The organism is Massilia sp. WG5 (assembly GCF_001412595.2).
Taxonomy (GTDB): domain Bacteria; phylum Pseudomonadota; class Gammaproteobacteria; order Burkholderiales; family Burkholderiaceae_D; genus Telluria.
The window spans coordinates 310292-322364 of sequence record NZ_CP012640.2 but is presented as its reverse complement, the minus strand read 5'-3'; the positions used below and the strand labels follow the sequence as shown (position 1 = coordinate 322364).

The window sequence follows — 12073 nt, the reverse complement described above, 5'->3', positions numbered from 1 at the left end:
GAACTACATGACGGTGTCAGCGCGTTTTTGGGAAAGGATGAGATTGGTCGTGATGCCCTGTTTCTCCAGTGCCGGACCAATCGGCGTGCTATCCGTGTAGCCATTCACCTTGATTTTGTTTCTCTGGTGAGGCGCCAGGATCGCGGCCACCTTGGCAACGCTCGCCTTGGCATCGGACGACATGTCCGAGCCGCCCGAGGGGAACAGCAAGTCGTCGTTAAGCGACACCCTGATCGCGTCCTGCATTCGAGAGATATGCAACTCGCGGGAAGCAATCTCGGAGCCCATGGTCTCGTTGAGTTGCTTGTACTGCGCCTCGAGTTCGGCATTCCTTTGTTGTGACGCTTCGTACTTTTGCTGCGACACGCAAGCCGTCACCAGCAGCGCCGTACCGAATACGCACAGTGTGGAGAATTTCGTCATTGGGGTTCCCTCTCGCCGAGAAGTAGATACAGTGTAGACACATCGACAGGCGCCCGATACTGGCCCAAAGGCCTAGCTGTGGACGCACGGCTGCAAGGTGCGAACGCCGCGCTGCGACCATGAAATGGCGCTATTGCGCCCAGCCGTGTCAGCGCCTTCTTACATTCACACGGCGAGGGCACCGATGTTTCATTTTCTACATCATTTGCATAATGTCCCCATATCAATGCCGCGCTGATGCTTTGCGCGGCATTGCATCATTTTGGAGAACAAGAACATGAGCTTCACCCAAGGAGACTATGCCATCGTCGTCCACGGCGGCGCCGGCAGTCCAGGCAATTACCATGACGGCTGCGAGCTCGCCGCGCGCCGCGCCGTCGAAGAACTCGGCATCAGCGGCGACGCCCTGGAAGCCGCGATCGCAGCCGTCACTTTCCTCGAAGACGACGGCCGCTTCAACGCCGGGCGCGGCGCCGCGCTCGGCCTGGACGGCGCCACCGTCGAGATGGACGCGTCCGTGATGGATACCCGTGGCCGCCTGGGCGCGGTCGCCTGCGTGCAGGGTATCGAGAACCCGGTGCTGCTGGCCCGCGCCGTGGCCGACACCCCGCACTGGTTCCTGGCCGGCGACGGCGCGAACCGCTTCGCCCATGCGATCCGCCATCCGCGCTGGGACAAGATATCCGAGCACCAGCGCGAACAGCATCGCCAGGTGCTGAAGGAACTCGCCGGTCCGAAGCCGGCCATGCCCGGCGTCGACAACCAGGCCTTCCTGCGCTTCTGGAATTACCAGCGGCCGCTGGAGCTGCCAGCCCATGCCGCCTGCGACACCGTGGGCGCCGTGGTGCGCGGGCCGGACGGCCACTTCGGCGTCGCCTCCTCTACCGGCGGATCGGCGCCTTCGCTGATGGGCCGGGTCGGCGACACGCCCATCATCGGCAGCGGCTTCTACGCCGGTCCGGCCGGCGCGGTCGCGGCCACCGGCATCGGCGAACACATCGTGCGGCACCTGCTGGCCCACCGCGTCTACAGCTGGATCGAGGACGGCATGCCGCTCGAACAGGCCCTGCAGCGCGGTGTCGGGCTGTTCGACAAGGACATCCCGGTCGGCCTGATCGCGGTCAGCCGGCATGATGCGGGCGCCTTCAGCAACAGCGGCATGCCGCTGGCAAAACTCATCGATCGCGCACAGAAATGACACCCCGAGAACAGACACGAGAGCAAACCCGGACGCCGCCGGAACAGGACCGCCAGCTGCGCGAAAGCCATGGCCACCTGGTGATCATCGGCGGCCACGAAGACCGCAAGCGCGACATGGAAATCCTCAGCCGCTTCGTCGAACTGTCCGGCGGGCCGGCCGCGAAGATCGTCGTGATCTCGGCCGCCAGTACCGTCGCCGACGAGATGTGGCGCATCTATGACAAGGCCTTCGGCGAACTCGGCGTGCAGAACCGCGTGCACCTGCACCTGCAGAGCCGCCAGTGCGCCAACGACGAAGAGCATATCCGCGACATCCGCGACGCCACCGGCATCTTCATGACCGGCGGCGACCAGAAACGGCTGCTGGCCATCATCGGCGGCACCGCGCTGGACGCCGCGATGCATACCGCCCTCAAGCTGCGCGGCGCCTGCATCGGCGGCACCAGCGCCGGCGCCTCCGCCATGTCCGGCCATATGCTGGCCCAGGGCCGCGCCGAGCTGCACCCCGAGAAGGGTTCGGTCAGCCTGGGCGCGGGCCTCGGCTTCCTGCACAAGGTCGTCGTCGACCAGCACTTTTCGGAGCGCCAGCGCCTGTCGCGCCTGTTGTCGGTGGTTGCGCAGAACCCGTATTTGCAGGGCATCGGCATCGACGAGGACACCGCGCTGGTGATCGAGCGCGGCGTCGGCATCGAAGTGCTGGGCGAAGGCGCGGTTACCATCGTCGACGGCCGCAACATGAACACCAACATCGCCGAGATCTCGGACCGCGAGACCCCCGAGCTGATCGACGTGCGCCTGCACCTGCTGCCGGCCGGCAGCAGGTACCGCCTGCCCAAGGAGGACACCGATGGCGCGGACCGCCGCATCCCGCAACCGCTGCTCGAGTTTCTGGAAAATGTAACGAAACGGAATCCGATCTCATGAGAATCACCGAACAACGCTTCCTGCGCGGCCCCAATCTGTACGCCGCCACCCCCTGCCTGCTGGCCGTCGTCGACGCCAGCGGGCTCGACCCCGCCGAGCACCTGGCCGGCCTCGGTGCGCGCCTGCTGGCCCGGCTGCCCGGCATGGCGCCCGAGGCCGCGGCGCGCCTGTCCGACTGCGCCTCGCCGGCCGAGGCGTTGGAACCGGTGGCGATGGAGCTGCAGCGCCTCGCCGGCGCGCCGGGCGGCTTCAGCCAGACCATCGTCGATCCGGCCGCCCCGGCACGGGTCCGCGTGGTGTGCGGCTACACCCTCGAACAGGTCGCCGGCGCTGCCCTGCGCACGGCGCGCGAGCTGATCGAGGCCATGCTCGCGCACGCACCCTTCGGGCTCGAGGCCGCGCTGGACGAGCTGCGCGACACTGCCCGGCGCCATGCGATCGGCACCAGTACCGGCGCGGTCATCGCCGCCGCCCACAAGCGCGGCATTCCGAGCCTGCGCCTGCTTGAGGACGCCAACCTGTTCCAGCTCGGCTGGGGCAGCAAGCAGAAACGCCTGCAGGCGACCATTACCGGCGCCACCAACAATATCGCGGTCGGCATCGCCAGCGACAAGCAGCTGACCAAGACCCTGCTCGACCAGGCCGGCTGCCCGGTCCCGGCCGGCGAGACCGTCACGTCGCTGGCCCAGGCCCAGCGCGTGGCGCGTCGCCTCGGTTGCGTGACCATCAAACCGCTCGACGCCAACCAGGGCAAGGGCGTCACCGTCGCCTGCTCGACGCCGGAAGACGTCGAACGCGCCTTCGAGTTCGCGCGCAAGTACGGCCGCCACGTGATCGTCGAAGAGTACCTGCGCGGGCGCGATTACCGCGTGCTGGTCACCGGCCGCAAGGTCGCCGCCGCCTCCTGGCGCCGTCCGCCGCATGTGGTCGGCGACGGCGTGCACAGCGTCCGCCAACTCGTCGAAACCGAGAATGCGAATCCGGCACGCGGCGACGGCCACACCAACATCCTGACCAGGATCCCGCTGGACGAGCTGGCGCTGCAGGTGCTGGCCCAGCAGGGCTGGACGCTGGACGACGTGCCGCCCGAATGCGCCGCGGTCGACCTGCGCGGCAGCGCCAACCTCTCGACCGGCGGCACCGCCGAGGACGTGACCGACCTGCTGCCTGAAGAAACGCGCGATATCTGCATCCGCGCCGCCCGCACCATCGGACTGGACGTGGCCGGCATCGACATCGTGTGCCAGGACATTTCGAAGCCCCTGCGCGAACAGCGCGGCGGCATCATCGAGGTGAACGCGGCGCCCGGCATCCGCATGCACCAGTACCCGAGCCGCGGCACCCCGCGCGACGCCGGCGCCGCCATCGTCGACACCCTGTTCGGCGAGGACGACGGCCGGATTCCGGTGATCGGCGTGACCGGCACCAACGGCAAGACCACCACCACCCTGCTGATCGCCAACGCGGCGCGCATGGCCGGCCTGCGCACCGGCGTGACCACCACCGAGGGCGTGTTCATCGACGGCCAGCAGATCGCCAAGGGCGACTGCACCGGCTACCGTTCGGCGCGCAGCGTGCTGACCTCGCCGGACGTCGACTTCGCGGTGCTGGAGAGCGCGCGGGGCGGCATCCTCAAGCGCGGCCTGGCCTACGACCGCTGCGACGTCGCCGTGGTGCTGAACGTCTCCGCCGACCATCTCGGCCTGGATGGCGTCGACACGGTCGAGGAACTGGCGAAGGTGAAGGCGGTGGTCGCGCGGCGCGCCGCGCGCGCCGTGGTGCTCAACGCCGAGGACGACCACTGCGTGGCGATGGCTTCCGGACTGGCCGACAGCGTCGAGCTGCTGTACTTCTCGCTGGACGCCGACAATCCGCACCTGCTGCGCCACCTGGACCACGGCGGCCGCGCCGTCTACCTGGAAGACAATACGATCGTGCTCGCCAACGGGGCGCGCCACGAAGCCGTCGTCGACGTGCGCCAGATGCCGGTAACGCTGAACGGCGCGGCGCGCTACAACATCGCCAACAGCCTGGCGGCGGCCGCCGCGCTGGCAGCCAGCGGTTTCGACAACGCGGAAATCGCGGAGGGACTGCGGTCCTTCGTCTCCGACTGGAAGAGCAATCCGCTGCGCTCGAACCTGTTCGACGTCGACGGCGTGACCGTGATCGTCGACTACGCCCACAACAGCGCCGCCTATGCCGCCCTGGCCGAGACCGCGCGCGCGATGTCGCCGGGCCGCCTGGTCGGCGTGGTGGCCGCGCCGGGCGACCGCCGCGACAGCGACCTGGTCGACATCGGCGCCACCTGCGCCTCGGGCTTCGACGAACTGGTGATCTACGAGACCGAGAACCGCGGCCGCGCCGCCGGGACCGTGGCGGCCAGGCTGGTCGAGGGCGTGCGCCTGGCGAAGTTCGAGGAAGACCACCTGCAGGTCGAACTCGACGTACACCAGGCGATCCGCGCCGGCCTGGCGCGCTGCGAGAAAGGCGACGTGCTGCTGTTCGGCTGCGGCTCGGACATCAGCGAACTGCTGGAGGCGATCAGGCCGCAGAAGCCGGAGGTGGCGAAGCGGATCGAGACGGAAGCCGCCTAAGCGTCGTCCCCGCGCAGGCGGGAACGACGTTCCAAAGCAAGCGGACGTAAAAAACGGGCCACACGGCCCGTTGTTCATTCCAGCGCAGCGCCATCAGCCCACCTGCGCCGCAATCCGCTCCGCACTCTCCGGATCCATCTCCCGGATCGCATTCACGAACACGTCCAGCGAAGACCCGCAGGCAAACACCAGCACATCCCCGCGTTCGCACAGCGACAGGCCCAGGCGGATCGCTTCGCCCACCTCCGGTTCGCGGTGCAGGGTGTCGGTCTTGCCGACCACCTGTTCCGCGCCCTGCAGGATCAGGTCGACCGCGCCGCCGTAGGCCCGGCCGCGGCTCGAGGATTCATACACCACCAGCTCGTCGAAGCGCGCGGCGCAGATGCGCCCGACCTCGAGCAGGTCTTCGTCGCGGCGGTCCCCCGGCGCGGTGACGATGCCGACCAGCTGGCCCGGCAGCAGCGAGCGCGCCATCTCGGCCAGCGCGGCATAGGCCGCCGGGTTGTGCGCGTAATCGACGATCACGGTCACGCCGCGCACCTCGAACACGTTGGTGCGCAGGGGATTCGTCTTGCCGTCGCTGACAAACGTGGACAGGCCGGTGGCGATCTGCAGGTTGGAGAAACCCGCCGCCATCAGCCCGGCCGCCGCCGCCAGGCCGTTGGCGATGTTGTAGCGCGCGCGGCCGCCCATCGAGATCGGCATGCTCTCCACGCGCAGCAGTTCCTGGTGCACGTTGCCGTCGGCGAGCACGATCGCATTGTCCTGCAGGTAGGCGGCGCGGCCGCCCTCTTCCAGGTGGCGCAGCAGGACCGGATTGTCGGCTTCCATCGAGAAGTAGACCAGTTCGACGTCCGGGCGCACGCGGCGCGCCATCGCGACGCACAGCGGGTCTTCGGCGTTCAGCACCGCCGCGCGGGTGCTTGAGAGCGGCACCACGGCCTTGACCTGGGCCAGGTCTTCGATGGTGTCGATGCCGTCCAGGCCCAGGTGGTCGGGCGAGACGTTCAGCACGATGCCGACGTCGCAGCGGTCGAAGGCCAGGCCGCGCTTCAGGATGCCGCCGCGCGCCGTCTCCAGCACCGCGATCTCGACCTCCGGCGCGGAAAGCACCGTGCGCGCCGACCAGTAGCCGGTGCAGTCGCCCTTGGTGATCTGCTTGCCGTCGATGTAGACGCCGTGGGTGGTCGTCACGCCGGTGACGCGGCCGGCCAGGCGGGTGGTGTGCGCGATCAGCAGCGTGGTGGTGGTCTTGCCGTTGGTGCCGGTACAGGCGATGATCGGGATGCGGCCGTCCGAGGCGCCCATCAGACCTTCGACGATCGCGTCGCCGGCGTCGCGCGGTGCGCCGCTGCTCGGGTACTGGTGCATGCGGATGCCGGGCGCGGCGTTCACCTCGATCACCGCCCCGCCCTGCGAGGCCAGCGGCACGCTGATGTCGCGGCAGACGATGTCGATGCCGGCCACGTCCAGGCCGATCTTGCTGGCCGCGCGCACGCAGATGCGGCGTGTCGATTCCGGCAGCAGGTCGGTCACGTCCTCGGCGGTGCCGCCGGTGGAGAGGTTCGCGTTGCCGCGCAGTTCGACCGTGATGCCCTCCGCCGGCACCGAATCCGGCGCATAGCCCTGCTTGCGCAGCATGTCTTCGGCATGGGCGTCGAGCGCGATCTGGGTCAGGATATTCGTATGCCCCTCGCCGCGCGCCGGATTGCGGTTTTCGATCGCCACCAGTTCGCGGATGCTGTGGCGGCCGTCGCCCAGCACATGGGCCGGACGCCGGCAGGATGCCGCGGCGACCCGGCCGGCGGCCACGAACACGCGGTAGTCGCGACCCTGGACGTAACGCTCGACGATGATGCGGCGCCCGTGCTTGCGGGCGAAGGCATAGGCCTGCTCGACTTCCTCCGGGGTGCGGCAATCGACCGTCACGCCCTTGCCCTGGTTGGCGTCGAGCGGCTTGACGGTGACCGGCACCGCCAGCCTGCGCGCGACGCGCAGCGCGTCGTCGATCGAGGTGACGGTCTCGCCTTCCGGCACCGGCACGCCCGCTTCCAGCAGCAGCTGCTTGGTGAGCTGCTTGTCGCTGGCGATGCGCACCGCGATATTGCTGGTCTCGCCCGTGATGGTGGCCTGGATGCGCTTCTGCTTCACGCCCCAGCCGAGCTGGAACAGGTTGGCGTCCTCGGTGATGCGCTGGACCGGGATGCCGCGCTCGTGCGCGGCGGCCAGCACCGCGGCGGTGGAGGTGCCGATCGCATAGTGCTCGGCCAGCTCGCGCAGCTCTTCCAGGCGCGCCGCCATGTTATCGAAGCGGCCGCCGTGCGCCAGCGCGTCGACGATCTCGACCGCCAGCTCGAAGGCCGGCTGCGCCACCTTCTCGATCTGGTAGGCGCACACGACGCGGTACTGGCCGGGCGTGCCGGTCACGGGACGGGTGCGGCCGAAGCTGGCCGGGGCGCCGGCCAGGCATTGCAGGCCCAGGGTCACGTGTTCCACCACGCGCGCCAGGTAGGTGCCTTCGCGCAGGCGCTGGGCGAAGCCGCCGGGCTGGCCGGTCGGCACCAGATAGTCGGCCAGCGAGGGCAAGAGGGTCAGCAGGGCTTCGTTGAACTGCGGGAGCTCGCGGGTCGAGACCCCGTACAGGTCGCCCAGGTCGAGCACGGACAGCAGGCAGGGCGTATCCGCGTGAATGTTCGGGCCACGCAGGAATCGTTGTTCGAGAATTTGCACGTATGGTTCCTTGACATTGAAACGGCGCGGGACTTTGCCCGCGCCGCTGATACTTGCTGCGTTCTTGTGCGTGCCTTGGGGGGCGCCGTGGCGCCTGCCTCAGGCGTCCAGCAGTTGCGAATACATGCGCGTCGCCATCAGGCCGATCGCCGTGTGGTGCACCGACGGCGACATCAGGCCCGCCAGCATCGCCATCGCTTCCGGCTTGCCGGCGCTCGACGCGACCTTCTCTTCCAGCTCGCGCAGCTCGCTGTCGCCCTGGGCGCTGCCTGCCGCATGGCGGCGGATCAGGCCGCGCTCCGGATAGCCACTCCTGCCGGCATGCTGGTTCAGGGTGTCGAGGGTGCGCTGGCGCGCGCGGTGGCTCAGCACGCGCGTGGTGCGCGAGCTCGCGTCCGCATCGCGCGGGCTGGTGATCCAGTCGCGCAGCACCTGCTGCTCGTAGCTGGAGAAGACCCCGAACATTTCGGCGCGCTCGCCCTGGATCAGGCGCCAGAAACGGCTGTTCTCGACGTCTTCGCCGCGCTTGATCCAGCCGGCGCCTTCCATCGCCGCCAGGAAGGCCGGGATCTGCTTCGGCTCGCCCAGCCAGTCGTTGATCGAGCGGCCGGCGACCCGGCAGTAATCCGAGTGCATGTTGCGGCCGACCGTGGCCTTGGCCGTGAAGATCTCCACCAGCTCCGCTTCGAGGTCGAAGGCGGCGATGATCGAGGTGGTGCAGGCGCCCAGCTCGTTCAGGCGGTAGCCGTCCAGCACGCGGCGGAAGAAGTTGGCCGGGTCGCTCGATTGCGCCATCAGGTGGCGCAGCGCCTGCACCGCCTTGTGCGCGTGGCCGCTGCCGGCATTGTCGACCGTGACGTGCAGGGTGAAGTAGTAGGGGTCGATGCCCAGTTCGTTCAGCTCGTAGGACGTGATCAGCAGGTGCAGCGGCAATTGCTCGTAGCCGAGGTTGTAGCCGATCGCCTCGGGCAGGAAACGGTCGGCGTTGTAGGCCAGCGCCAGCTGGATCGCGCCCTGGACGAAATGGTCTTCCGGCAAACTCTCCCAGTGTTCGCAACCGTGCGCGGCCAGCAGGCGGCGGTACAGGGTCACGTGATTCTTGTCCGGCACGCCGTCGCCGAGTTCTTCCAGGTAGGTCTTGATGAGCGGGTGGAAATCGGGGTTTTCCCAGCGCGGCAGGGTGCCGTACAGCCAGGCGCCGTCGACCAGCTTGGTCGGCGCCGCGCCCTTCAGGAAGTACAGCGCATGCGACTTGCTGCCGAAGTAGCGGCGCGGGGCGCCGTTCTTGCGCGCGGCCAGGTATTCGCGGTAGGCGATGCCGACCGCTTCGGCGCGGCCCTGGATCCAGCCGGGGAGTTCCCACAGCGCTTCGGGCAGGTCGCAGGGTTCCTGGCGCGCCGCTTCGATCTGGGCCAGCAGGTAGTTGCACGATGCCGCAGCAGCTTGCTGGGGCGTATCGAGCAGTTGGAAATACAGTGCTTTCGAGCTTGCAGCGCCCTGGCTTGCGCGCGCTTCCGGCGCGGTCTCCAGCTCAGGCGTGTCCATCGCGAACGTGGTAGTCATAGACAATCTTTGTGATAAAAGTTCTACCAGGATTATCCAGGCTGGACCTGAGGCACGTAATCGGTTCCCGTCTCCCCTTAGTGTCGGACAGGGATTACAAAAATGGAATGTTTTCCGAAAAAAAAACGGGGCGCGCCGGCCATGCCGGGGCGCCCCGTTACGGGCTGGCGGCACGGGCGGCCGCCAGGAAGGGTTCAGCGGATCACGACTGGGTCGCGCCGTGCAGCAGCGAGCGGCTGCGCGCGTAGCCGAAGTAGACCAGCAGGCCGATCGCCAGCCAGATCAGGAAGGCGATCCAGGTGACGGCGCTCAGGAAGCTCATCAGGACCAGGCAGAACACCACGGCGATCGCCGGCACGACCGGCACGCCCGGGCAGCGGAAGGCGCGCTTCAGGTCCGGGCGCTTCTTGCGCAGCACGACCACGGCCACCGACACCAGGCAGAACGCGGCCAGCGTGCCGATGTTGACCAGCTCGGCCAGCACGTTCAGCGGCACGAAGGCGGCGATCACGCCGAACAGAATGCCGACCAGCCAGGTGGCGAAGTAAGGGGTGCCGTATTTCGGGTGCACGGTCGACAGCTTGGCCGGCAGCAGGCCGTCGCGCGACATGGCGAACAGGATGCGGGTCTGGCCATAGGCCATCACCAGCATCACGGTGGTCATGCCCAGGATCGCGCCCAGATCGGTCCAGCGGGCCAGCCAGTTGACGCCGGCGTGCTGCAGTGCCAGCGACACCGGGTGGTCAACGCCTTCGAACAGCTTGAACGGCACGATGCCGGTCATGATGGCCGACACGATCACGTACAGGATGGTGCAGATCGCCAGCGAGCCGATGATGCCGATCGGCAGGTCGCGCTTCGGATTCTTGACTTCCTCGGCGGCCGAGGTCACGGCGTCGAAGCCGATGAAGGCGAAGAACACCAGCGCCGCGGCGCTCATGATGCCCGAGGCGCCGAAGGGCGCGTACGGCTGCCAGTTGGCGGTGTTCACATGGCTGAAGCCGAACAGGATGAACAGCACCACGACCGAAATCTTGATGACCACCATGACGTTGTTGACGCGGGCCGATTCGCGCACGCCCAGCGACAGCATCCAGGTCAGGAACAGCATGATGAGCAGCGCCGGCAGGTTCATGACCGTATCGATGCCCGGGCGCGCGCCCGGCGCCGCGCTCAGGGCTGCCGGCAGGTCGACGCCGACGCCGTGCAGCAGCGATTGGAAGTAGCCCGACCAGCCGACCGCAACGGTCGAGGTCGCCAAGCCATACTCGAGCAGCAAGTCCCAGCCGATCATCCATGCCACCAGCTCGCCCAGCACGGCATAGCTGTAGGTGTAGATCGAACCGGCGATCGGCACGGTGGACGCGAACTCGGCATAGCACATGGCGGCGAAGCCGCAGGCGATCGCGGCGATGATGAAGGACACGGTCAGTGCCGGGCCGGCGGTCAGCGCGCCGGTGCCGGTCAGGACGAAGATACCGGTGCCGACGATGGCGCCGATTCCCATCAGGATCAGGTCGAAGGGCCCGAGCACCTTTTTCAGCCCGCCGGGTTTGCCGGCCGAGGCGACCATGGTGTCGAGATTCTTGGTTCTAAAAAGACTCACTGCGTTCTCCAATCGATAGTAGATTTATCCCCAGGCCCTGTTATGTTGGATGTCTCCTCTGCGGGCTTGGTAAGCCAGGCATTTCCCTTCGAGTAAAAGGGATGCCAGGCGGCAGCATAAGCGGCACGCCATTATTACTCAAATTCCAAGCGCAAAACAGGAAGAATTTCAGCGGACGGTGCAGATCACCAGCTCCGGATCGGCATGCATGCGCAGCGGGATGCCGGCGCAGCCGATGCCGCGGCCGACGACCAGCGGCCCGTTGCCCTCGATCTCGAAGCGTCCGTGCCGGTATTCGCGCGAATACGGGCCGCTCGGGCGCTTGAAGGGTTCGCCGTTGCGGCGCACCACCTGCCCGCCGTGCGTGTGGCCGGCCAGGCCGAGATCGAAGCGCTGGCCCTTCAGGCACCACAGCCCGTCCGGCGAATGCATCAGGTAGATCCGCACCGCCCCGGCGCCGTCGAAGGTGGCCTCGGCCGAGGGCGCGCCGGTCCAGGGGTCGTCGATCCCGCAGATGCTGACCGCGCCGAAGGGCGCCGGCAGCGCGGTGTTGCGGTTGACCAGCACCTCGGCACCGCCGGCCGCCAGCACCGCGGCGATCTCCTCGCCGCCGTTCCAGACGTCGTGGTTGCCCATCACCGCATAGGTCCCGAGCGGCGCCCGGGCCGCGCGCAGGAAACCGGACAATGCGCGCACGTGGCCGGCGTCGAAGGAGACATAGTCGCCGCCCAGCAGCAGGACGTCGGGGCGCTCGTGCGCCAGTTGGGCCAGCAGGGCGTCGAAGATGGCGGGATGGGTGGTCGGGCCGGCATGGAAATCCGAGGCGAAGGCGATCCTGAGCGGGCGCGGCAGTCGCTGCTCCGGGCCCAGCTCGATCTCGTAGCGGGTCACGCCCAGCACGCCGTGGCCGCCCAGGCGGTAGCTCAGCGCTGCCGCCCAGCCCTTCATCAGCAGGGTGTTCAGTACCCGCTCGGTGGCGTGGCGAAAAGGCCGGTGGCGCTTGCTTGGTCTCATACAGCGCGGACTATACAGC

Annotated in this window: 8 protein-coding genes; 3 read left to right on the top strand and 5 right to left on the bottom strand. The window is 68.0% G+C overall.

Annotation, left to right across the window (positions count from 1 at the left end; all coding sequences use genetic code 11):
- Positions 1 to 3: 3 nt before the first annotated feature.
- Positions 4 to 423 (bottom strand): OmpA family protein, encoded by a 420-nt coding sequence (locus AM586_RS01440; protein ID WP_052233945.1) that lies wholly within the window; start codon positions 421 to 423, stop codon positions 4 to 6.
- A gap of 277 nt (positions 424 to 700) precedes the next feature.
- On the opposite strand from AM586_RS01440, the gene AM586_RS01435 reads away from it, so the two are divergent.
- From AM586_RS01435 to cphA (AM586_RS01425), 3 genes are read left to right on the top strand one after another with little or no spacing between them, the layout of a single operon-like run.
- A complete protein-coding gene (locus tag AM586_RS01435) occupies positions 701 to 1621 on the top strand; it encodes an isoaspartyl peptidase/L-asparaginase (RefSeq protein WP_047825366.1) in 921 nt (306 codons plus the stop codon).
- Entirely contained in the window at positions 1618 to 2547 is a 930-nt protein-coding gene (locus AM586_RS01430) for a cyanophycinase (protein ID WP_082439590.1), read from the top strand. Before AM586_RS01435 ends, AM586_RS01430 begins: the two co-directional genes overlap by 4 nt.
- Positions 2544 to 5141 (top strand): cyanophycin synthetase, encoded by a 2598-nt coding sequence (cphA, locus tag AM586_RS01425; protein WP_047825043.1) that lies wholly within the window; start codon positions 2544 to 2546, stop codon positions 5139 to 5141. The genes AM586_RS01430 and cphA (AM586_RS01425) overlap by 4 nt, the downstream gene beginning before the upstream one ends.
- A 93-nt stretch (positions 5142 to 5234) precedes the next feature.
- Here cphA (AM586_RS01425) and cphA (AM586_RS01420) read toward each other — a convergent pair whose 3' ends face one another.
- The 4 genes from cphA (AM586_RS01420) to AM586_RS01405 form a co-directional block, all read right to left on the bottom strand.
- Complete coding sequence (gene cphA, locus AM586_RS01420) at positions 5235 to 7871, bottom strand: cyanophycin synthetase (protein ID WP_047825042.1); 2637 nt, start codon at positions 7869 to 7871, stop codon at positions 5235 to 5237.
- A gap of 99 nt (positions 7872 to 7970) precedes the next feature.
- Entirely contained in the window at positions 7971 to 9434 is a 1464-nt protein-coding gene (locus AM586_RS01415) for an iron-containing redox enzyme family protein (protein WP_082439589.1), read from the bottom strand.
- Positions 9435 to 9636: 202 nt separating this feature from the next.
- Positions 9637 to 11040, bottom strand: coding sequence for an amino acid permease (locus AM586_RS01410; protein WP_082439588.1), 1404 nt, complete (start codon positions 11038 to 11040; stop codon positions 9637 to 9639).
- A gap of 168 nt (positions 11041 to 11208) precedes the next feature.
- A complete protein-coding gene (locus AM586_RS01405) occupies positions 11209 to 12054 on the bottom strand; it encodes a metallophosphoesterase (protein WP_082439587.1) in 846 nt (281 codons plus the stop codon).
- Positions 12055 to 12073: the final 19 nt, after the last annotated feature.

Coding starts and splice junctions, on each gene's coding strand:
- cphA (WP_047825043.1), top strand. CDS start 2,544: ATGAGAATCACCGAACAACGCTTCCTGCGCGGCCCCAATCTGTACGCC.
- AM586_RS01440 (WP_052233945.1), bottom strand. CDS start 423: ATGACGAAATTCTCCACACTGTGCGTATTCGGTACGGCGCTGCTGGTG.
- AM586_RS01430 (WP_082439590.1), top strand. CDS start 1,618: ATGACACCCCGAGAACAGACACGAGAGCAAACCCGGACGCCGCCGGAA.
- AM586_RS01405 (WP_082439587.1), bottom strand. CDS start 12,054: ATGAGACCAAGCAAGCGCCACCGGCCTTTTCGCCACGCCACCGAGCGG.
- AM586_RS01435 (WP_047825366.1), top strand. CDS start 701: ATGAGCTTCACCCAAGGAGACTATGCCATCGTCGTCCACGGCGGCGCC.
- AM586_RS01415 (WP_082439589.1), bottom strand. CDS start 9,434: ATGACTACCACGTTCGCGATGGACACGCCTGAGCTGGAGACCGCGCCG.